The organism is Streptomyces sp. TLI_171, from assembly GCF_003610255.1.
GTDB lineage: Bacteria > Actinomycetota > Actinomycetes > Streptomycetales > Streptomycetaceae > Kitasatospora.
This window is the reverse complement of the sequence record NZ_RAPS01000002.1, coordinates 90,684-111,162: the sequence shown is the minus strand read 5'-3', so window position 1 is coordinate 111,162 and position 20,479 is coordinate 90,684. Positions and strand designations below refer to the sequence as shown.

Here is a 20,479-nt window from a genome sequence, read left to right as displayed (position 1 = left end):
CGCGCGCCCGCGCACCAGCACGACAGTGCACGACCGGTCAGCGTGTCGTCGCACGCTGCCGCGGGCTGCACGGCCGCCCCGGCCGAGCACCTCGGCCTCAAGGCTGACGTGTCGTCAACTCCGTTTGTCTGCAAGGAGAGAGCGGTAGGATCCGCGTGCCGGGCCCGGTGCGCGGCACGCGTGGCACGACGTACCAGGGGAGCGAACCGTGGCCGAACTGCCCTACCGGTTCACCGAGGCGGAGATGAACCGGTTCCGCGAGACGCTGCGGGACTCCCCGCTGCGGTTCGTGAAGTGCGACCACGGCCACCCCATCGACGCCTACTCGTCCCGCTGGCGGATGGGGCAGATCGCCGTCATGTACGGCGTGCCGCTGGTGACCCTGGAGTGCGGCGAACGGGTCTGCGCGGCCTGCGGAGTGTACGAGTACGCGGCCCGCTGCCGCCTGCCCGGCTACATCGGCGTACCGCAGGACCCGGCACAGGTCGTGGCCCGCGGCTACCCGCGGCACCCGTCCGACGCCTGGCGGATCGGGGCCAGGGCACTGCCGCGCCTCGACGGCGTCTACCGGAAACCCGCCGCGCGCGGCGAGTTCGTCATCGGCTTCGAGACCCAGGACGTCGAGCACTGCCTGCTGTTCACCAACGGCGGCGAGGTCTACGAGTTCAACGTCGCCTACCGGCACGGCCTGCGGTCCGGCAGCCGGTTCCACGAGGCGGTGGGCGTCGCCGTACGCGGCTTCGACAACTCCCGTCCGGACAACGTCCGAGGCCTGTACACCGTCGCGGGCAACCAACTGGCCTGCCACATGCTCACCCCGACCGACGAGTCGTACCAGTACCACGCCACCCTCAAGGGGCCGGTGAACGAGCTGAAACTGCAGCGCACCACCATCGACGGCAGGCGGCTGGACAAGCACCACTTCACCTTCACCCAGCCCGGCTAGTGCCCTGACCGCGACGGTCCACCAGGTTGGCGATGCCCGCGGTTGGATGCGCGGTGCTGCCCGCTGATCCGGACCGTCGGGAGAGCGGTGGCCCGGCCCGGAGTGCCGCCCGTGCCTGTTGGTCTGCCGCCGCCCGGCCGGCGAACGGTCCGACGCGGTCGAGGAGTTCGCCTCGCACATACACCCGTGCTCCGGCCCCGGCGACATCGTCGCCGCGATGATCGACGGCGAAGCCACCGTCAAACGCCTCAAGCGCGACGACGGCAAGATCTGGCTCATGCCCCACAACCCCGCCTACGCGCCCATCCCGGCGACGGCGCAATCATCCTCGGCAAGGTCGTCGCGGTGATGCGCCGCCTGTAGGGCATGGCGCCAACGTGGAGAGCCGCCCTGGCCTCCACCTGCCCCGTGTCGGCGTCGAAAGCCCACGCCCACCAGCCCGTCGGTCCGCTGAGGCAGGAAGCCGTCCGCGATCCACCTGCGCGGAAACCGGCCGCGGTCTGGCACCCGGCGTCCGATGGTGAGCACTCTCGCAACCACGGCCTGGGTCTGATCAGTCGGTGTGGCATCGGCCCTCGAAGTGGTGCCGTTGGAGGGCTTCGGCGAGTGGGTAGCATCGCTCTGGACTGAACCACCATCCCCCTCGGGACGCCGAGGCCGACCGAGTGACGGGGAGTCAGCAGGTCGGGCACGACCGCTGCACAGGATGGGGCCGGTACCTGGTGGGCTCGCGTATTCAACCGTCGCGAGTTGAACCACCTCGTTCCGGTATTGCTACTGAGCGTGACAGCTTTGGGGAGAGATCCTGGGAGTCAGGGGTGTCCGGTTGGATGGGCACGTGACTGTCTATGACGTAGCCCGCCGACTCCCGTCCATCGCCGACCTGCGGAACCTGTGCCGCTCACTGGCGATGCTCGATGCGACTTTGAGCCCGGACTGGGAAGGCCGGTACTACTCCTTCAACGCCGACTGGGCTGACGGCAAGGAGATGGCGTCGATGCGCAACGGCTCGGGGGACGAGTACTCCATCGTGTTCTCGGGGGCCGGGGCCTGTATCCGTGGCTTCGACCACGAAGCACCGATGAGCCCGTACGGCAACGACGGCGAGCCCTGGCCGGGAGTGATCGACGAGGTCCCGGAAGTCTTCAAGTCCTTCGTTACGGAGCCCGCGTTCACCGATGAAGACGACGTGCCCGTCGTGACGGCCTGTCTGTGGCGGGAGGCGACGGACGATCGGTGGCAGCACGGCCTGATCGACTTCCCCACCGGGTGGTCCGACCCCGATGGGGCGACGGGCCTGTTCGAGCTCCTGGTCGACCGTTCGCCGGAGGCGTTCCAGCGCTTCGCCGAGGACTACTACGAGGTTTCCGTGGACCTGGAAGCGGTGCGCGATGTGTATGCCTTGCTACCGCTGAGCCATGAGCTCGTGTCATCGCTGAACCCGGAGGTCACCCTGGTAGACCTGAGCGAGGACATCGCCGAGATCGGCTTCCCGCAGCCGCTCCGGGACGCGACTTGAGCGTCAACCGTCGGTGAGTGGATGGGAAGCCCCGCCCGCCGGTGACCGGGTGTGGTCGCCTGCGGCGTATCGGCTCCAGGCTCCGCCGTTCTATCGGAGGAGTCGGCTGGTGGTCTTGTCGTGGTAGCCGAGGGCGTCCGCGACGACGGGGACGGGCAGTTCGCGGAGTTGCTGTCACATGGCGGCGCCGCCAGCGGCGACCGGAATGCCGATCTTGCTCAGGAGCGGGACAGGTGGTCGGGGCGAACTGGCTGGCCGGCTCGGCGGCTGGGGGAGAGCCAGCGGGAGTCTTGGGTTCCCACTCGGGCGCAGCCCTCCGAGCCGTAGACTTCGGCAGCCAACGCCACCGACGCCTGGCCGTTGCGCGTGCAGGAGGAGATCGCATGCAGGACCGTTCGGACTCGACGGACACCACCGGGCCCAAGGAGGAGGGCGGGGCGACCATGACCGCCGTCCCACCGGTCGAGGACGGCCCGGACATCCGTCAGGAGCCCGACCCGGAGGCCGACGCCGAGCCGGTGTCGACGGTCCTGGCGGAGGTCATTCCCGGGGTCGCCGTCGTCTTCGGCAAGGTCCCGGCGGAACTCAAGCCGGGCCTGATCGACTTCGGGTTGGTCTCGGCCGCCGACCGTACGCACATCTCCACCGTCCTCGCTTCGCTCGGCACCGTCGCAACCGCAGCCGGCAACCTCAGGACCGCGTTCGCCGGCGCGCAGGGGCTTTACCGACTCAGCAGCGCGACCCAGTCCCTGCTGAACGCCGGGGCGGTGCTCGCCGTCAAGGACGGCGCCAACCTCGGGGCGGTGTTCCTCAACGGCAGGATCATCGCCCAGGCTCGCCTTGTCCCCATGGGCGCATTGGGCGCGGCGAAGCAGGCCAACCTCGGGCCGGCCCTGGCCATGGTCGCCATGCAGATGCAGCTGACCGAGATCACTGGCCTGGTCAGGACCAACATCGCGCTCACCGGCCAGGTGCTCACCGCCATCCGCAACGAGCAGTGGGCCGAACTGACCGGCCTCGTCGCCGTCGTTGACCGCGCGATCGACCAGGCGAGGGAGCTCGAGTCGATCCCGGCCTCCCTATGGGAGGACGTCGCGGGCAGCGGCGCGGCGCTGGAGAAGCAGCTCGACCTGTACCGGCGCAACGTCCGGGCCCACGTCGCGGAGATCGACCTCCCCGACGCTCGGCACCGCCGCGAGTACCTCCAGACGAGCGCCGAGGCGATCGTCTTCGACACCAACGCCCTGCTGTCCTCCATCAAGGCGTGGACCGGGTACCAAGCGCTGCGCGTCGGACGGGCGAGCGCCGCCGGCCGCGAGGACGCCGTCGAGGCCCGGTACGCCGACGTGATCGCGCGCGATACCCGCGCGGACCTCGACTCGGCCATCACCGAGACCACCCGGCTGCTCCACGCGCTGACCCGCGAACTGCGGACCATCGCCGAGCTCCCCGGACGCGACGGCCTGTCACCGTCGCTGATCGGGAAGCGGAAGGACACCAAGGCGGCCCGCGACCTCTCCGCCCGGCTCCTGGAGGCGATCGTGCCGCTGGCCGACGCGCTCCAGCCCCCGCGCGGTCCGCTGGAGGTTCCGGACATTCTCTGCGCACCCGAGTCGCTGGATCCGGCGCCGTACCTGCGCGTCCTGCGCTGGTTCCTCGAGCACGGCGAGAGCCTCCGCGCCATCGCGCTCCCGGAGCAGCTCGGTGCCCTGGGCCCGATCTCCGCGATCATCGGCGGCGCGAAGGAGAAGCTGGCGGCGGCGCTCGACAGGTCCGGGTCGAGGACCCTGGTCGCCGTCACGGACCGGCGCATCATCACGGCCAGGACGGACGAGTTCCTCGGGCAGGGCGAGATCCGGCAGGACATCCCGGTCGACCGGGTGCGGTTCGTCCGAGCGGCGAGCGCACAGGCCAGCGGGGACCGTTCGGCGATCGACCTGATCACGCGCGACGAGAGCATCCGGTGGCTGTTCCGCGCAGAGATCGACAGCGCTCACGTGGACGCACTCGCCGCCGTGCTCGCCGAGTCGATGGCGATCCCGGAGACCGAACGCGAGGAGCTCCAGCGGCGCCGCCACGCCCCGATCGACGCCAGCCAGCGGGACGAGATCACCGGCACGAGCTCCGCGGAACCCGCGGACGCCGAGGCCACGACCGGCGACACCGAGTAGGTCGCCCGCCGATCGCGCGGTAACCGACGCCACGTCAGGCCTCTACCCGGCCCCTGGCCCGGACGGCGCTCTGCGTCGCTGCCCGGACCGCGGCCGGGACCCCGGACGCGGTCACACGGCCCTCATGCTCCGGCTGTAGATCGTGCGCCCGCTGCTCGTTAAGGTGTGCGACGTGGAGAGCCTGAGCAAGCGGCGCCTGGACGCCGCCGAACTGGACGCGCTGCTGCACCGCTCGCTGGGCCAAGGCGGGCGGCTGGAGCGGGAATTGACAGGCGGGATGTTCAACACCGCCTACCGCGCCCAGCTCTCCGACGGCCGGACCGTACTGGTCAAGATCGCCCCGCCCGCGGACCTGCCGGTGCTCCGCTATGAGCGCGGCATCCTCAGCACCGAGGCCGCGGTCTACCGGCAGCTCAACAGTCCGACCGGGGCCAGGGTGCCGACACCTCGGCTGCTGCATGCCGGCGTGGACCACCTGGTGCTTTCCTGGCTCGACGGCAGCCCCTGGGACCAGACGCAACCGGACCGACCCGATCTGCTGCGCCGCGAGTTGGGGCAGCTGACGGCCCTGATCAACGCGATCCCGTCGCCGGACGGGCGCTTCGGTTACCCCGCACCCGAGTCCGCCCTTCAGGCGGATGACTGGCCCGCCGCCTTCAGCCTGATGACGGCCGCCCTGCTGACGGACGCCGAGCGCTTCGGAGCCGAACTCGGCGCTCCGGCCGGGGAATTCACGGCTCTGGTGGCCGCCTCCCAGGAGCGGCTGGCGGAGGTGGCCGAGCCACGGCTCGTCCACTTCGACCTGTGGCCCGGCAATGTCTTCCACGACGGCACACGAATCACTGGACTGATCGACCACGAAAGGGCGTTCTTCGGCGACCCTGCGGCTGAGCTGGTATCCCTGGAGTTCGGCGGTGCCGCGGGCGAGGGCAGTGAGGTGGTCGCGGGCTACCGGGAGGCCGGCGGCGAGCTGGAATTCACCCCCGGCCTGGCCCACCGGCTCGCGCTCTACCGCGTCTACCTGGGCCTCATCCTGGTCATCGAGGCCGAGCCTCGTGGCTTCCGGATCTCCAATCCCGAGCACTACGCGTGGAGCCGCGAGTACCTGGCCACTCATCTGGACGCACTGCGGCATCACTGCGCCGCATGACCCACACGGCACAAGGCGGACCGGACCGGACATGCCGCGCGCGCCCACCACGATCCGCAAGCTCGCCAACTGAAGCGCTGGTCACGGCTGGTGGGCTGCTTGCCGCTGGTAGCGGCTGGTGCGGGAGACGTGCTTGGTGGTGGCGGCGCCACGACGACCATCGCAGGTGGTGGGCGAGGTCTCGGGCGGGTCGGGGCAGCAGGGTGGTGAACAGGCGTCGGATCTCGCTGCAGGTCAGCGGGACGAGTTCGGACGGCGGGGCGCTGACGGTCCGTTCGATGGCGGCGGCGATGGCGAGGAAGGCGTGCGCGAGCATGGCCAGGGTGGTCCAGCGGTGCTTGGCAGTTGAGGGGCGGGGCGGCAGAGTACTGCTCGTGCCGGATGATCTTGTGCCCGATGAATCGTGGGAGCGGGTCGCTCCACTGCTGCCGCCACGCCCGCCGAGGCACCCCCGCCACCCCGGCCGGCTGCCGGCGGATGACCGTGCGGCGCTTCGCGGCATCGCCTACGTGCTGTGCTAGGGCATGAGCTGGCAGGACGTGCCCGCGGATCGGACCGGGTGCAGCGGTGTCACCGCCTGGCGGCGGCTGCGGGTCTGGACATCCCACGCCGACAGATAGACCGTGGCCGGGCCCTCGCCGCCGCCCACTACCGCTGGCCTCAACCCCCTACACCGCGCTCACCCCCGCCGCCTGGCTGCGCACCATCGCCACCTCCGCCGACCGAGCCGCCGAACTCGGCGACCTGGCCGACGCCGAACCGCGTATTGGCACGGCACCTGTCGTGCTCGCCAGTCCCCGCAGGTCAGCGGTTTGGTCACCCTTGACTGACGTGACGGAGTCGGGAACTCTGCCGGCCCACCCTTGAGGGCCGGGTTCGGCAGGGCACAACGCCCTCAATCGACGAATGACTCCGCATAGGCGGCGAAGGCATACGTCACTTCGAGGCTGCCCTGTCTCGGCGGATCGGCCGGGTCCCAGCCCAACTCCCGGTCCTGGATCACCTGGACGAACAGGGGTCGCCAGCGCGGGTCGAGGGTCTCGCATGCCCACTCCAGTGCGCCGCGCTTGGAAGCCACCTCGCCGGTGTGCAGAGTGAACAGCACCCGGCAGTAGGTGGTCACGGCATAGCGTTGACTCCAGGCCACGTCGAAGCGCGCCCAGGTCCGCAGGTCGGCCAGGAGACCGGGCAGCATCGCGCGCATCGATTCGCGCAGAGCCTCGGGCGGCACCGCGTCGACGAGCTCGGCAGCCGGAGGCCCGGCCAGCGTGATGCCGCGGTTCCGAAGGATCCAGCGAGCGTGCGGACTGTTGCAGTGGGTGTCCCAGGTCAGCTCGCGGTGGCCGTGGTCGCAGAACAGCCACGGCGTCCCGAGCCCGGCGACGCCGCGTAGGGACGCGGTGTCCGCGTAGGAGCCCTCCAGGTGTTTGGTCCAGAGGCCCGGGCGGGTGGGAATCTCGTCGTGGAGTCGCCGGAGTCGGGCCTCCGCGACGCCCGAGGGCAGGACGGTGGTCGCGACGATGAAGTCACAGTCGCTGTGCAGATCTGCGGCGCCCAGCGCGAAGGAGCCCTGCAGGTAGGCACCGACGAACGTGTCGCCGAGGATGCCGCGGACCGTGTGGACGAACTCGTCCAGGAGCGCGTCGAGCTCCCGGTAGGGGGTGAACATCGGGGATCTCCGTACCCGTTGAAGTGGTGAGGGTTCACAGGCGCGGCGGAGATGAAAGGGCTTGCCGCCGCGCTCAAGCGCGGCGGATCCACGTGGCGGCGAAGCAGCAGGACGTCATGGAGAGCAACCGTAGCGACGCCCGTTTTTGCCGGGCAATCGAGATTTCAGCGGTGGAAGGTGGTGCGCTCACCGCCAGCCGTCACATGCCGTGCTGGTCCGCCGACAGCCGTCGTCGTGCCGACCCGACCGAGAAAGCGCACGTAGTGGTGCCGCGAGCGACCGCTACCGCGCTGAGTCACAGCTGCCGCTTCATCAGCGGCAAGGGGATCCGGGTCGTGGACTCGCAAGCCATGGGTCGCAGAAGCTCGCAAGCTATCACTCGAGAAAGCCCGCGACCTGGCCCTTCTGGCGCTGGGGCTCGCAACCTACTGGTCGCAGTCACACCTGCGGCCATAACGTCGTCGAGGTCGTCACGGACGGGCTTCCTGATCGACTTGGTTACTACGAGCTGATCCGTCAGGACCGCGGCATCCACATGGTGATCCACCCCCAGGTGGCGGTGCGCCGCGACCTGACTGGCAAGCTACTGGAGTTCCTGCGGTCAGGACTCAGTGGTGGGCAACGACGACAGCGTCGGCAGGGCACGGGAAGAGGGCACCGATGCCGTGCGCTCTGCTGGACTCGGCGTCGGCCGCCGGGCCGAGCGGGCAGGCGTGCGGACTCCTGCCACCGCACGTAACGCAATGGCGCGCGACAGGAGCCAACAGGCGTACACGCCGATGCAGTCGCCAGGCCTACGAGAGGACCGCACACCATGCTGCCCAGAAACCGCACCGCGAACAGCGCGCAGCGCCCGTACCTCGACTTCCGTTGCGGCGGTCTGCGCCTGACTGTTCAGCGCGTACCGGTCTGGCTGATCACACTGGCATCCACCGCGACGGGCACCGCCACAGCCTGGTGGAGCAGTCGATAGGCGTCGCCAGTTCCCCGCCGGCAATCAAGATCAGGTGGCAGAAACCCACCGTCCGTCAAGATCGCCTGTCAAACGGTCAAGGTCGCCCGGCAGAGGCCTTCGAACCTGACCCACCGGCCGGCGCGCTGGCGTTGGCTGCCAGTTGCTCGACCGGCTCCTCCTAGTAGCGGCCGATCGCGGGCGCGGCTACCGGCCGCCGGGGCCGGTGTCGTCGTCCACGGCGTCCGGGTCGCGTAGCGGACGCAGGCCGTTCTCGGGCTGGGAGGCGGTGAAGGCGTACCGGCCCAGGACGTTCTGACGGACCGCGGACGCGGCCGAGCGCAAGGTCGCCGACGGTCAACCCCTCGCTGCAAAGCAGGTCGGCTGGGCATGGACCCGGGCCCGAGGTGGAAGGCTTCACCCGTTCAGCACCACCGTGCATCCGGCAGATCGGGATCACCGTGCCCGACATTACCCCTCGCGACATCACGGGAACCAGCGTCCCCGAGCCCGGTCCGCACAGCACGGCAACCGAGGACTCCGACTACGTGATCCCGGCGACCCAGCCCGCCGCGGAGAACCTGGGCACGTTGAGTCTGCGCTACGTCGACGGTGTTGCCGTGCTGGTCGTCAGCGGCGGCAACACCATCCCCGGAGAACTCGCGGTCGTGGACGCGAACGGCACCGCCATCGCCACCTACACCCCCGGAGCCCCCAGCGCCCCCACGGCAGCGACCGCCAAGTCCCTGGACGTGGCCTTGGACATCAGCGTGCCGAACTACAAGATCGACGACGTGATCCAGGCAGGTGCGTAGCCGGCGCCGAAGCTCGAAGGCCCCGTGGAACGAACCGGTGCAGAGGGCGCCAGCGCTGACCCGGCGGGGCTGCTTGGTCTCCCCGCAGCCGGAAGCACGCCGGTCGCGCTCGGCATCTGGCGGTCCGCCGGTCCGGCCGGAGGTACGTGGATCAACGCCTGGTGGGTGGCTCGGCTCGCCTGGACCGTTGGGAGCGTGGCCGTCTCGCAGTACCTGGACGAGGCCCGTGGCTATACCCCGATCGACATCGTCCTCGAGCCGGTCACCGCAGTCCTCGTGATCCTGGTGATCCGGCGGCTGACCGCCCGTCAAGACGTGGCCCTGCGCGTTGCCGCACGACCCTGACGCCCTCTGAATGCCGTCCGGACGCCGCATGACCGCGTATGGCTGTGGCGGGCCCCACCAAGTGGGGCCCGCCACAGCCATACGGGATGGGTCAGAGGTTGCTGCCGCCGGTGTAGCCGTCGGTGTAGTAGTCGCCGACCTGGCGGCGGTACTCCGGGTCGTCGGTGTGCTTGTCCTTGTCGAACTCGGGGGAGTTCTTCACTTCGTCCTTGGTCCGGTTGACCCACACCGTCTCCTCGGCGGCGTCGATCCGGGTGATGGTCCCGGCCGGGAGCAGGACCTCGCGGCCGAAGATCCACGGGCCGGTGTCGACCACGATGTGCGAGGAGTCGACCAGGTCGGTGTGCCGGTCGACCTTGCCGATGTGGCCATCAGTCGCCTCTACCCGGTACCCGGTCAGGTCGGATCCCGCCGCGTAGCCTTCGGCGCCCTCGTAGCCCCACAGTCCGCTGCTCACAACTGCCTCCCATTCGCGTCGGTTTCGCTCTGACGGTGGCTCGGCTACCCCAGCGATCCGGAACGCACTCCCACGTTTTCCTCGGCAAGGGGCCGCTGGCCCGGTTCCGGCACCGTGGGCGGTGAGCGCGGGTGTCGGCGCGTCGATCGGGGGCAGGCGGTGCGGCACGGAACCTGACCGCTTGATGAGTTGGAGGCCCGCACGATGCTGCTGCTTGCTCTGGCGGTGCTGGTCGCGGTGGCGGCCTTCGAGGTGGCCAACGGACCGAGCGGCCGCCACCGAGGCGCCCGCCGGTTCGTGCCGCCGGTGGAGAGCGCCGGCCACCGGCCCGCCCGCCACCGACGCTGACCCCCGACCTGGCCCGGGTGAACGACGCCTGGGTGATGCCGATCGCCATCCCCCGCTTGCGGTGTCTCCGACGGACGAAAGGTGGACTCCCCGAAGTTCCTGCGCCGCGCCGAGAAGAAGCTCAAGCGCATGCAGAAGGCGCTGAGCCGCTGCGAGAAGGGATCGAAGAACCGGGCCAAGGCCCGCAAGAAGGCCGCGCGTCAGCACGCCAAGGTGGCCGACCGCCGCCGGGACTGGCACCACAAGGAGTCCACGAAGATCATCCGCGAGAGCCAAGCGGTGTACGTGGAAGACCTCGCGGTGTCCGGCCTCGGACGGACCAGGCTCGCCAAGTCCGTGCACGACGCCGGATGGTCGGCGGTTGTCACCATGCTGGAATACAAGGCCGCCAAACACGGCCGGTACTTCGGCAGGATCGGCCGCTTCGAGCCCACCTCTCAGGTGTGCTCGACCTGCGGCATCAAGGACGGCCCCAAGCCCGTCTCGGTCCGCCAGTGGACCTGCGGCGACTGCGGGACCGTCCACGACCGCGACATCAACGCAGCACGCAACGTCCTGGCCGCCGGACGGGCGGACAGGCCAAACCTGTGGAGCGCAGGTAAGACCGGGCCTCGTCCCGGCACCGCCCCGTGAAGCAGGAACCCACCGAGAGGGTCAGACGACCGTGGCAGGAATCCAGGTCCTTTAGGGCCTGGAGGACGTCGAAGAAATACCCTGCACGCGAACCGTCCTGGCCCTATCGTGTCCGGCGGTCGGGGCCCATCGGCCCCCTGTCGAAAGCGAACCCGCCCGTGCGTTCCGCACCATCGCGTCACCGTTCCGCCCTCTCCGCGGCCGCCTTCGGCGTGCTGCTGGCCGCCGGTCTGATCGCTCAGCCCGCCGCCGCGGCCACCGCCGACCTGCCCGCGCCGGCCCTGCCGTCCACCTCGCCGAGCACCGCCTGCGCGGGCGGGACGATGCTGGGCGACACCTCCGTCACCTTCTCGGCCCGGATCGACGGTCCGACGTCCGGCCTGGACGCGCTGAGCGCCGAGTTCAGGATCACCACCGCGGCCCACGACGAGGACGTGGTCGCCGGGACGGGCCCGGGCCAACTGTCCGTCCAGGCCGGGCAGCAGGCCCGCTACGCGGTACCGCGCGACGTGCTGTTCGCGGCCGCGGGCGGGCGGATCACCGACTTCGTGTGGAAGGTCCGGACGGTCGCCTCCGGGCAGCACAGCGCCTGGAGCACCTGCCGGTTCAGCTTCGACCCGACCCGCCAGGGCGCGCCGGTGGTCGCCGCGCCGACCGGCGCCGTGATCGGGCGGCCGGTCACTGTCGCCGTCGCACCGCCCGCCGATGGCACGGTGCCCGCGGGCTACCGCTTCCAGCTGAACGAGGCCCCCTGGGTGGACGTGCCCGCGGACGCCGCGGGCCGGGCCTCGTTCACGTTCACCGCCCCGCGCGACGTCGACACGCTCAGCGTCACCAGCCTCTCGCCGGGCGGGAACCAAGGGGGCCGCACCACGCTCTCCTTCACGGCCACCGCCCCGCCGCCGAACCTGACCACCGGCGACCTGGACGGCGACGGCCGGCCCGACCTGGTCACCATCGGCGGCCGGTCCGGCCTGCCCTCCGGCCTGTGGTCCGCCCCGGGCCTCGGTGACGGGCGGGTCGGCACCGCGCACGACATCGGCGTCAACGGGACGGGCTTCGGCACCGAGCCGGACGCGGGCGACTTCGACGGCACGATCGCCCTCACCGGGCGGTTCACCGGCAGCTCGTTCCAGGACGTCCTGGTCTACTGGCCGACCGGCCCGCGCGCGGGCCTGGCCCTGGTGCTGGCCGGCAACGGCAGTGGCGGCCCGCTCCCCGGCAGCGGCGCGCGCGGGTACCTCACCGACTGGTTCGGCGGCAGCGCCCCGTCCCAGGTCGTCGAGGCCGGGAACGTCTCCGGCCGCGGCACCGGCCACGCCGACCTGCTGGGCATCGCCCCGGACGACTCCGGCGCCGCCTCCCTCACCCTCTACGCGTCCGGCTGGACGACCGGCACCTACGACTACCCGCGCCCGCTGACCGCCCTGACCCCGGACGGCGACCGGAACTGGAACGACTGGACGATCGCCTCCACCGAGCTCCCGGCCCCGGGCGGCGGCACCGGCACCGCGCTCTACCTGTGGAAGAAGTCCACCGGCGAGCTCGACCTGTGGAAGGACCTCGCCGTCGACCCCGGCAGCGGCGCCCTCAGCTACCGGGCGTTCCCCGTCGCCACCGGCTGGAACACCGGTGCCGACCTCACCCTGCGGGCCGCCGACGTCGACACCGACGGCACTCCCGACCTGTGGACGGTGGACGGCACGGGCCGCGTCACCGCCCACCTGGTGACAGGACTCGACAGCGGCGCCCCGGCCGTCACCGCCCGGGACGCCGGCAACCTGGCGGGCTGACCCGGAGTCGGTGGGGTGCCGACAGCCGGCACCCCACCGTAGGTCAGTAGCGCCCGCCGCTCTCGGCGAGGGCCGCCGGGAAGGAGCGCAGGACGTGCCGCAGTCCTGGGGACACCGTCACTCGACCGCCCAGGCACTGGCGTCGAGGTCGGGGACCGTTCTGGAGCACCTCGTCGGGCGACGCTCATACCGCCCGGTTTCTGAGCAGATAGGACCCGGCCGTGCCGGGGGCGGGTCCGGCCAGAGCGTAAACGCCCTATCCTTGCCGCGATTTCACACATGATCAGCAGAACAAGGGGTCTTGATGACCGGAACCATCGTGGTGCACGCCGAGCAGCCAGGGCTCGGCCGGGCGGGGACGTTCGGCGTCGTCGTCGACGGAGTGAAGGTCGGCCGAGTGAAGCAGGGGGAGAGTGCGCAGTTCCCGGCGAGCGCCGGCGCCCATCTGGTGCGGGTCACGGCGAAGGACCGCACCCGCTCCAACACGGTGAGCGTCGAGGTGGCAGAAGGCCGGGACTGTTCGGTCACGGCCCGCGGGACCGGGCTCGGCGTCGCCCTCGTGCTTCCACTCCTGGCCGGGATCGCCGTCCCCCCGGTCTTCGCGATCGCGGGCATCCTGCTGCTCGGTGCGGTGTTCTTCGCGGTCCCCGGTCTGATGTTCCGGGTGCGAGCCGACGGCGCACCCGAAACCGAGGGCGGGGTCCCGCACTCCGCCCGGGCCGATACAGAAGACGCTGAGGGAGCCGGCCTGTGGTGGGAGTCGGACCCGGCACTCGCCAAGCGGTTCCAAAAGGGTTCCGGCTCCTGACGTCCCGGCACTCAACGCCCCGACCGCGCGTCACAGCTGTGCCAGGCGGGACAGGGGACGGACACCACCCTCCGGAAGCGCTGAACGGCTGCGCACCGTCGGCCGGCAGCGACCTGCATCCACGCTGGGGCTGACTTCAGCGGGTCCGGTGGCGGGGAAGGCAGAGGGTGGCACCGCCCTGCGGCGTGGCACCCTCGTGGGCGCCGCGCGGGAAGTCGCGGTGAGCCCGGCATCCCTTGTTCGTGGTGCAGCCACTGCGCCAGGGAAGCTCCGCCCGTGGCCGAAGGTGCCTGCCAAGCCGAATTCGGTGGCAACGCGCTCGATCGGTCTCTACAGTCACCGCATGGCCCCCGAAGTCGAGCCCTCGCACCGGCCCGACATCGCCGCGATGCTCACCGAACAGACCAGCGCGTGCAAGCCGGCACGCGAGGCCATCGCTGCCGGTGCCGACGTGTGGGTCTCGGACCGGGCGGTGCCTCAGTGGATGCTTGCCGGTATCGCCGCAACGAGGTTGAGACGGTCGACGGCCCGTGGTCTGCAGGAGATCCTCGGCCTCGACGAGACGGTCGAGATCCTTGCACGGCACCGCGGTGAGCAATTGCGTAGCGGGACCATCGACGCGGCGGACCGGCCCTGGTTCTTCAATCTGTACTTCGACGCCACTGGGACTGAACTCCTGGCGTGCAGCGGTGTCAACCGCGCCCGACGACCTGATGCGATGGGCTCGTCCGAGCCCTGAGTGGCTTCGTTCACCTGAGCGGAGCCGCGTCCGACCATGTCTGCCACTACCTGCAGAACCCCTCAGCTCTGGAGAGCAGTCGAGTGGGCGGACACGTGGCCTCACGTCGACTGCGGCCAGGCGTTACGGGACAACCTCCAGCATGCTGGCGCGGCTCCCTGAGCGACCGCGTGCCTCCGGGCGCTGATGCGGGGCACCACGCGCGAGGCCGGCCATCCGGTCGGCCGCATCGGCCTGGGCGAGCCCGTAGCCGGTCGTGAGGTAGGTCGGCAGGTAGACGGAGAAGGCCACCTACCCGCCGAAGGCCACCGCGTACAGCGCGGACGCCTGCCAGGTGACCTTCAACCGCACGGTGCCAGCCGCGTGGCCGTGGAGCCGATCGGTGCGGCCCGGTCCAGTGAGTCCCGCAGCAGCAGCGCGGCCAGCACCGCGTACAGCGCGAGCACGATCGCGGTCACCGTGAACAGCGTGGCCATCCCGTGGGCCCCGACCAGCGCGACGGTGGTGAGCGCTGACGGCGGTGCCGCCCATGCCGACGCCGAACACGCCGATCGCCAGCCGCCGCCGGGGAGGGAACCAGGCATTGACGAACGGCACGCGCACCACGAACGCGGTGCCGCCGATCCCGAGGAAGAACCAAGGAAGAACCCGCCGACCAGCAGCCCGTCCAGCGACGCGTGACCGCCCCACCCCGGGTACAGCACCGGGGCGATGGTCGTGGCCGACACCAGCGGGAACATCACCCGCCCGCCGAACCGGTCGGTCAGAGCACCACCGGGATGCGGCCCAGCGAGCCGACGACCACCGGCACCGCCACCACGCGGGCCTGCTGGAACGCACTGAGGAGGAGGAAGTCCTTGAACGCGGGCGCACTGAGCGGTCCGCCCGGCCGGGGCGCGGTCGGGGTCTGCGAGAATCGGCCGGTCGGGTGGACGGGCGAGGAGGCTTACCTTGGGCGGGGACGGGATGCGGTCGCGGGTTCCGCAGCTGCGGCTGGACGAACTGCTGGAGGAGCTCCAGGCTCGCATCGACGCGGCCCGGGGCACCCGGGACCGGGTGCACAGCCTGCTGGAGGCCGTGCTGTCGGTGGGGCGGGAGCTGGACCTCACCCAGGCGCTGCGGCGCATCGTGGAGGCGGCCGCAGTCCTGGTGGACGCCCGGTACGCGGCGCTCGGGGTGATCGGTCCGGACGGCACGACGCTGTCCGAGTTCCTCACCGTGGGCCTGTCCGAGGAGGAGATCGCGCGGATCGGGTCCTACCCGACCGGCCGGGGCATCCTGGGCGAGCTGATCCACCACCCCGAGACGCTGCGCCTGGCGGAGCTGTCGGCGCACGGCGCCTCGTACGGGTTCCCGGCGAACCACCCGCCCATGCGGACCTTCCTCGGCGTGCCGGTGAGGGTGCGCGACAAGGTCTTCGGGAACCTCTACCTCACCGACAAGCGGGGCGGCGAGGAGTTCGACGCGGACGACGAGTCGGTGCTGTCGACCCTGGCGGTGGCCGCGGGGGTGGCGATCGACAACGCCCGCCTGTACGAGGAGGCGCAGCGCCAGCAGCGCTGGTTGAGCGCCAGTGCCGAGATCACCCGCGGCCTGCTGTCCGGCTCCGCCCGCACGGACGTGCTCGGCCTGATCGCGCAGCGGGCCCGGGAGATCACGAGGTCCGAGCTGGCGGACGTATCCGTCCCCGTGCCCGGCGCCGATGCGGTGCGGGTGGAACTCGCGCTCGGCGGGGACGCGGCCGGGCGTCTGGGTCTGGTGGTGCCGTTGGAGGGCTCGCTGTCGGGCGAGGCGTGCGCCCAGGGCTCCCCGGCGGCGACCGACGACCTGTCCGCGGACCCACGGCTGGCCGCCGGTCCGCGACGGTTCGAGGGGCTCGGGCCCGCCGTGGCGGTGCCACTGGGCCTGGCCACCGGAGAGGTGGGCGGCGTGCTGCTGCTCGCCCGGCGGTCGGGGGAGCAGCCCTTCAGGGAGGAGGAGATCGCCCCGCTGCTGGGTTTCGCCGGTCAGGCGGCCCTCGCGCTGGAGCTGGCCGAACGCCGGCGTGACGCCGAGCAGTTGGCGATGCTGGAGGACCGCGACCGGATCGCCCGGGACCTGCACGACCTGGCAATCCAGCGGCTGTTCGCCACCGGGATGACACTGCAGAGCGCGACCCGGTTCATCGACCACCCCGGTGCCTCGGACCGGGTGCTGCGGGCGGTCGGCGACCTGGACGAGACCATCAAGATCATCCGTTCGACGATCTTCGGCCTGCGGGTGCGGGAGGAAGGCGCGGGTCAGGGCCTGCGGGCCCAGGTGGTGCGCGTGGTCGAGGAGGCCCAGCCGTCGCTGGGCTTCGCGCCCCGGCTCAGCATGGAGGGACTGCTCGACACCGACGTCCCGGTGCAGGTCGCCGACCACGTGGTGGCGGTGCTGGGGGAGGCGCTGAGCAACGCGGCCCGGCACGCGAAGGCCCACCGGGTCGAGGTGGGCCTCCAGGCCACCGGGACGCGGGTCTCGCTGAGCGTGCGCGACGACGGCATCGGCATCCCGGCCCAGGGCCGACGCAGCGGCCTGCGCAACCTCGCCGAGCGCGCGGAGGGCCTCGGCGGAACGCTGGAGCTGACGAGCCCGCCTGACGGCGGCACCGCGCTGGTGTGGTCGGTCCCGCTGGGCTGACCCGGGCGGCGGCGCACTCACCGCGCAGGCGGCCACCCCTCCCGGCCGGAGGGTTCCGTCGGCGCGGCCGGCAGGACGCGGCCCCGCAGCAGCTCCGGCCGGATCCGGATGGACACCCGGCCGGCCCCGGGGCCGCCGCGACGGGCGCCGCGTCCACCTCGGCCCGGCCGAGGACGGTCACGCTCCACCCGCCCCCGTCGCTCTCGGCCACCTCACCGGCCTCGAAGGCGACCAGCGCCCCGGACACCGCCCGGACGAGCGCACTGTCGGCACCGGTGCTCAACTTCACGCAGCCGTCGGGGGAGAGCCGGTACCGGAAGGGGAGGACGGCGGGCAGCGCCGACTGAGTAGACGAGCCGGCCGACCGAGGCGCCGGCCAGCAGCCGCAGGCACTGCCGCTCGTCCAGTGGCGTCATGGCGTCGGGTGTCATGCCCCCATGCTCGTGCGGCGCTCGCCGACGGGGGAGGGGCCGATCGTCCCCGGGCCGCGGCCGACCGGCTCAGCGCGCCGACCGGCTCAGCGCACGGGACGCCCGGCCTCGTGGCCCCGGGCGGCGAGGGTCTGGGTGGCGATGACGGCGGCCTGCACCCGGCGCTCCACGCCGAGCTTGGCGAGCAGCCGGGAAATGTGGTTCTTGACGGTCTTCTCGGCGAGGTACACCCGCTCGCCGATCTGCCGGTTGGTCAGGCCCTCGCCGATCAGCGCGAGGATCTCCCGCTCGCGGTCGGTCAGGTCCGGGAAGGCGGGGGCCTGGGAGGGAGCGCTTCCGCGCAGCCGGGCCATCAGACGGGTGGTGGCGCCGGGGTCCAGCATCGACTGCCCAGAGGCCACGGTCCGCACCGCGGAGACCAGGTCGGTCCCGCTGATCTGCTTGAGGACGTAGCCAGCGGCCCCGGCCATGATCGAGTCGAGCAGCGCCTCCTCGTCGTCGAAGGAGGTGAGCATCAGGCAGGCGAGGTCGGGCATGCGCGAGCGCAGCTCCCGGCAGACGGTCACGCCGTCGCCGTCGGGCAGCCGCATGTCCAGGATCGCGACGTCGGGCCGCAGGGCGGGGACGCGGGCCACGGCCTGCTCGGCGGTGGCGGCCTGGCCGACCACCTGCAGGTCGGGCTCGGCGTCCAGCAGGTCGTGCACGCCCCGGCGGACCACCTCGTGGTCGTCGAGGAGGAACACCCTGACGGGCGCGGTCGACTTCTCCGGCGCGCTTTCGGTCATCGCTTCTCCGCACTCCTGGCCGCGGCACCGGAGTGTGCGGGCGACGTTTGGCATGAGTCTGTCGCACGCGGGCGCGCGCCGGTAGGGCCGGAGGTCCCCTGTCGCAGCGAAACCACAGCGAAACCGCCGCCCGCCGCCCGCTGCCCGTCGCCCGATGGACGGCCTCCGGCCCACCGCGCAGCGGGCGTCCCGCGAACCGTGACGGCCCCGGTCCGGGACCACCGGGGCACCAGCCCGGGACCGCCGGCGCCGGAACCGGGACCCCAGGTCCCTGGGACGGCCCCCGCCCCCGGTCCGAGGATCCTCACCGTGGGCGACCGGCGCGACCGGGCACCCCGTCCGGCCCCTCCGGCATCCGGCGAAGGAGCCCCGAGCCCGGTCGTCCGACAACTCCGTCGCGGCGCCCACCACCGTCCGACACACCTGGAAGGACACCGCCATGAGCCTGCGGACCCGACCCGACACCGAGATCGCGGTGACCACCCGCGGCGAGGTCACCCTCGCCGCGCCCGACTACGCCCGGACGAAGCTGCTCGCCGTCCTCGCCCGGCTCGACGAGCCGGTCCTCGCCGTCCGGGTGAAGCTCACCCAGGAGCCCCACCACGCGGTCGCCGAGCCGTCGATCGCACAGGCCACGGTCGACCTGAACGGCCGCCCCGTGCGCGCCCACGTGGCCGCCGCCAACATGCAGGAGGCCGTCGACCTCCTGCAGGAGCGGCTCCAGGCCAGGATCGCCCGGCTGCGCGGTCGGCGCGGTCACGGCCGGACCGCCGAACGTACCCCCACTGGGCGCGAACACCGGCCGCAGCGCCGCGAGTTGGACGGCGAGGACCGCCGCATCGTGCGGCACAAGTCCTACGCTTTGGCGCGGCGCACCACGTGGGAAGCGGTGCTGGAGATGGAGGCGATGGACTACGACTTCCACCTCTACACCGACGCGACGACCGGCTGCGACAGCGTCGTCCACCACGACGGCGCGGCGGGGGCGTACCGGATCGCCACCGCCGGAGCGGCGCCGCAGGTGGAACCGGACATCCCGGCGAGTCACCACGCCGGGCCCGAACTGACCGTCGCCGAAGCCGTCCGGCGACTCGACCTGACCGGCCTGCCGTTCGTCTTCTTCACCGACGGCCCCAGCGGCCGCGGCAGCGTCCTGTACCACCGCTACGACGGCCACTACGGCCTGATCACGCCCGCGCGGTGACGGCCGCGACACGGAAGGGCCTCGGTGCCGACCCGCTCCAGGCGGGTGCGGCACCGAGGCCCTCGCGGTCCGCGCCGGATCAGTCGTGCGGGACGACGGCGACGGGCGAGGCGGCATGGTGGATCACCGCGTGGGCGACCGGGCCGAGGCGCGCGCCGAGGCGGTGCCGACCGTGGCGGCCCACCACCACGAGGGCGGCGCCGCCGGACGCCTCCACCACCGCGCCGCCGCCGCTGCCGATCCGGTTGTCCTCGACCACCGGGACGTGCGGGTACTCATCCCGCCACCCGCCCAGCGCCTGGCCGAGCAGCCCGGCCTCGAGCACGCGGAACTGCTCGCTCTCGACCTGCGGCGCCACCCGGCCCGCGTAGCCCCACACCGGGGGCGGGGTCCAGCCGTGGACCGCGCGAAGCACCGCGCCGCGCGCCGCGGCCTCCCGGAAGGCGAAGTCGAGGACCTCGTCCGCCGGGGCACGGGTGTCCACACCCACGACCACCTCGGCGGTGTCGCGGGCCCCGTCCTGCCGGGGCTGCGGGGCCCGGACCAGCGCGACGGGCACCTCGCACCGCGCCGCGACCGCGAGGCCGACCGAGCCGACCAGCAGGCCCTCGAAGCCGCCCAGGCCCAGCGAGCCGAGGACCAGCAGCTCGGCCTCCGCCGCGGCGGCGAGGAGGGCCGTCACGGGCTCGTCGTCCGTCAGCAGGTCGGCGTGCACCTCCAGTCCGGGGTGGGTCGAACGCACCTGCTGCGCGGCATCGGTGAGCATGCGTCCGGTCAGGTTCCGGACCTCCGCCGGCCGGGTGGGATCGGCGTGGCCGTCGTCCCCCCACGTCCAGGCGTGGACGAGGCGCAGGGCGCGGCCGCGGCGCACCGCCTGGTCGGCCGCCCACCGCGCCGCCGCGGCGCTCTCGGCCGAGCCGTCGGTACCGGCCAGGATGTACTCGCTCATGGCAGTGCCCTGCTTTCCGTCGTCGCGGGACCCCCGGGCGCAGCCGCCCGGGACCGCGGACAGCCTCGCCGAGGACGGCCCGCCGCCCCAGGGCCGGGCGGGCC

General features: G+C 72.0%; 20 protein-coding genes and 3 pseudogenes. 17 read left to right on the top strand and 6 right to left on the bottom strand.

Features of this window, described 5'->3' with window-relative positions:
- Positions 1 to 208: 208 nt before the first annotated feature.
- From BX266_RS36460 to BX266_RS36435, 5 genes and pseudogenes are all read left to right on the top strand, one after another.
- Positions 209 to 946 (top strand): hypothetical protein, encoded by a 738-nt coding sequence (locus tag BX266_RS36460; RefSeq protein ID WP_099907066.1) that lies wholly within the window; start codon positions 209 to 211, stop codon positions 944 to 946.
- Positions 947 to 1,130: 184 nt separating this feature from the next.
- Positions 1,131 to 1,309, top strand: a pseudogene (locus tag BX266_RS36455) (LexA family protein); the annotation flags it as partial.
- A 475-nt stretch (positions 1,310 to 1,784) separates the two neighbouring features.
- The gene (locus BX266_RS36450) at positions 1,785 to 2,465 is read left to right on the top strand and encodes a hypothetical protein (RefSeq protein WP_099907068.1); all 681 of its coding nucleotides are present in this window, start codon (positions 1,785 to 1,787) and stop codon (positions 2,463 to 2,465) included.
- A gap of 383 nt (positions 2,466 to 2,848) precedes the next feature.
- Positions 2,849 to 4,636, top strand: a complete 1,788-nt coding sequence (locus tag BX266_RS36440) for a hypothetical protein (RefSeq protein ID WP_099907069.1) — start codon at positions 2,849 to 2,851, stop codon at positions 4,634 to 4,636.
- 172 nt (positions 4,637 to 4,808) lie between these two features.
- On the top strand, positions 4,809 to 5,786 hold the full coding sequence (locus tag BX266_RS36435; RefSeq protein WP_218969308.1) for a phosphotransferase family protein: 978 nt from the start codon (positions 4,809 to 4,811) through the stop codon (positions 5,784 to 5,786).
- Between the two features lie 81 nt (positions 5,787 to 5,867).
- On the opposite strand, the pseudogene BX266_RS40585 reads toward BX266_RS36435, so the two are convergent.
- Positions 5,868 to 6,120, bottom strand: a pseudogene (locus tag BX266_RS40585) (IS701 family transposase); the annotation flags it as partial.
- 4 nt (positions 6,121 to 6,124) lie between these two features.
- Here BX266_RS40585 and BX266_RS40580 point away from each other — a divergent pair.
- Positions 6,125 to 6,388: pseudogene (locus BX266_RS40580) on the top strand (transposase); the annotation flags it as partial.
- Between the two features lie 293 nt (positions 6,389 to 6,681).
- Here BX266_RS40580 and BX266_RS36425 read toward each other — a convergent pair.
- Positions 6,682 to 7,455, bottom strand: coding sequence for an aminoglycoside adenylyltransferase domain-containing protein (locus BX266_RS36425; protein ID WP_099907074.1), 774 nt, complete (start codon positions 7,453 to 7,455; stop codon positions 6,682 to 6,684).
- 208 nt (positions 7,456 to 7,663) lie between these two features.
- Between BX266_RS36425 and BX266_RS41375 the strand changes: the two genes are divergently transcribed.
- Positions 7,664 to 8,194 (top strand): hypothetical protein, encoded by a 531-nt coding sequence (locus BX266_RS41375; RefSeq protein WP_399171326.1) that lies wholly within the window; start codon positions 7,664 to 7,666, stop codon positions 8,192 to 8,194.
- Between the two features lie 420 nt (positions 8,195 to 8,614).
- Here BX266_RS41375 and BX266_RS39200 read toward each other — a convergent pair whose 3' ends face one another.
- Positions 8,615 to 8,752 (bottom strand): hypothetical protein, encoded by a 138-nt coding sequence (locus BX266_RS39200; RefSeq protein WP_180290751.1) that lies wholly within the window; start codon positions 8,750 to 8,752, stop codon positions 8,615 to 8,617.
- Positions 8,753 to 8,814: 62 nt separating this feature from the next.
- Here BX266_RS39200 and BX266_RS36420 point away from each other — a divergent pair, with 62 nt between their 5' ends.
- The gene (locus BX266_RS36420; RefSeq protein WP_143687091.1) at positions 8,815 to 9,222 is read left to right on the top strand and encodes a hypothetical protein; all 408 of its coding nucleotides are present in this window, start codon (positions 8,815 to 8,817) and stop codon (positions 9,220 to 9,222) included.
- A 195-nt stretch (positions 9,223 to 9,417) separates the two neighbouring features.
- Positions 9,418 to 9,567, top strand: coding sequence for a hypothetical protein (locus BX266_RS39195; RefSeq protein WP_180290752.1), 150 nt, complete (start codon positions 9,418 to 9,420; stop codon positions 9,565 to 9,567).
- A 91-nt stretch (positions 9,568 to 9,658) separates the two neighbouring features.
- Here the strand turns inward: BX266_RS39195 and BX266_RS36410 are convergent, their stop codons facing one another.
- On the bottom strand, positions 9,659 to 10,024 hold the full coding sequence (locus tag BX266_RS36410) for a PRC domain containing protein (RefSeq protein WP_099907079.1): 366 nt from the start codon (positions 10,022 to 10,024) through the stop codon (positions 9,659 to 9,661).
- Between the two features lie 204 nt (positions 10,025 to 10,228).
- On the opposite strand from BX266_RS36410, the gene BX266_RS39190 reads away from it, so the two are divergent.
- The 7 genes from BX266_RS39190 (at position 10,229) to BX266_RS36380 (ending at position 17,006) form a co-directional block, all read left to right on the top strand.
- Positions 10,229 to 10,372: a hypothetical protein gene (locus BX266_RS39190; protein WP_180290753.1), complete on the top strand. Its 144-nt coding sequence runs from the start codon at positions 10,229 to 10,231 to the stop codon at positions 10,370 to 10,372.
- An 81-nt stretch (positions 10,373 to 10,453) separates the two neighbouring features.
- The gene (locus BX266_RS36405) at positions 10,454 to 11,005 is read left to right on the top strand and encodes a transposase (protein WP_259465214.1); all 552 of its coding nucleotides are present in this window, start codon (positions 10,454 to 10,456) and stop codon (positions 11,003 to 11,005) included.
- Between the two features lie 158 nt (positions 11,006 to 11,163).
- The gene (locus BX266_RS36400; RefSeq protein WP_099907081.1) at positions 11,164 to 12,798 is read left to right on the top strand and encodes a VCBS repeat-containing protein; all 1,635 of its coding nucleotides are present in this window, start codon (positions 11,164 to 11,166) and stop codon (positions 12,796 to 12,798) included.
- A 304-nt stretch (positions 12,799 to 13,102) separates the two neighbouring features.
- Entirely contained in the window at positions 13,103 to 13,606 is a 504-nt protein-coding gene (locus tag BX266_RS36395) for a hypothetical protein (protein ID WP_143687093.1), read from the top strand.
- 343 nt (positions 13,607 to 13,949) lie between these two features.
- Positions 13,950 to 14,345, top strand: coding sequence for a hypothetical protein (locus tag BX266_RS36390; RefSeq protein ID WP_099908703.1), 396 nt, complete (start codon positions 13,950 to 13,952; stop codon positions 14,343 to 14,345).
- Positions 14,346 to 14,813: 468 nt separating this feature from the next.
- Positions 14,814 to 15,026 carry a hypothetical protein gene (locus BX266_RS41370; protein WP_399171325.1) on the top strand — a complete coding sequence of 71 codons (213 nt, stop codon included), beginning with the start codon at positions 14,814 to 14,816 and terminating at the stop codon, positions 15,024 to 15,026.
- Between the two features lie 285 nt (positions 15,027 to 15,311).
- Positions 15,312 to 17,006, top strand: a complete 1,695-nt coding sequence (locus tag BX266_RS36380) for a GAF domain-containing sensor histidine kinase (RefSeq protein ID WP_099907084.1) — start codon at positions 15,312 to 15,314, stop codon at positions 17,004 to 17,006.
- Between the two features lie 517 nt (positions 17,007 to 17,523).
- Here BX266_RS36380 and BX266_RS36370 read toward each other — a convergent pair.
- Positions 17,524 to 18,222, bottom strand: a complete 699-nt coding sequence (locus BX266_RS36370) for a response regulator transcription factor (RefSeq protein WP_099907087.1) — start codon at positions 18,220 to 18,222, stop codon at positions 17,524 to 17,526.
- A gap of 439 nt (positions 18,223 to 18,661) precedes the next feature.
- Between BX266_RS36370 and BX266_RS36365 the strand changes: the two genes are divergently transcribed.
- Positions 18,662 to 19,426, top strand: a complete 765-nt coding sequence (locus tag BX266_RS36365; RefSeq protein WP_099907089.1) for an HPF/RaiA family ribosome-associated protein — start codon at positions 18,662 to 18,664, stop codon at positions 19,424 to 19,426.
- A gap of 79 nt (positions 19,427 to 19,505) precedes the next feature.
- Here the strand turns inward: BX266_RS36365 and BX266_RS36360 are convergent, their stop codons facing one another.
- Entirely contained in the window at positions 19,506 to 20,375 is an 870-nt protein-coding gene (locus BX266_RS36360) for a universal stress protein (RefSeq protein WP_099907090.1), read from the bottom strand.
- Between the last annotated feature and the right edge of the window lie 104 nt (positions 20,376 to 20,479).

Bases quoted from the DNA above. Each gene is read 5' to 3' on its own strand.
- BX266_RS36360 (WP_099907090.1), bottom strand. From the start codon at position 20,375: ATGAGCGAGTACATCCTGGCCGGTACCGACGGCTCGGCCGAGAGCGCC.
- BX266_RS36380 (WP_099907084.1), top strand. From the start codon at position 15,312: ATGCGGTCGCGGGTTCCGCAGCTGCGGCTGGACGAACTGCTGGAGGAG.
- BX266_RS39190 (WP_180290753.1), top strand. From the start codon at position 10,229: ATGCTGCTGCTTGCTCTGGCGGTGCTGGTCGCGGTGGCGGCCTTCGAG.
- BX266_RS36440 (WP_099907069.1), top strand. From the start codon at position 2,849: ATGCAGGACCGTTCGGACTCGACGGACACCACCGGGCCCAAGGAGGAG.
- BX266_RS36395 (WP_143687093.1), top strand. From the start codon at position 13,103: ATGACCGGAACCATCGTGGTGCACGCCGAGCAGCCAGGGCTCGGCCGG.
- BX266_RS36390 (WP_099908703.1), top strand. From the start codon at position 13,950: ATGGCCCCCGAAGTCGAGCCCTCGCACCGGCCCGACATCGCCGCGATG.
- BX266_RS36370 (WP_099907087.1), bottom strand. From the start codon at position 18,222: ATGACCGAAAGCGCGCCGGAGAAGTCGACCGCGCCCGTCAGGGTGTTC.
- BX266_RS36425 (WP_099907074.1), bottom strand. From the start codon at position 7,455: ATGTTCACCCCCTACCGGGAGCTCGACGCGCTCCTGGACGAGTTCGTC.
- BX266_RS36365 (WP_099907089.1), top strand. From the start codon at position 18,662: ATGAGCCTGCGGACCCGACCCGACACCGAGATCGCGGTGACCACCCGC.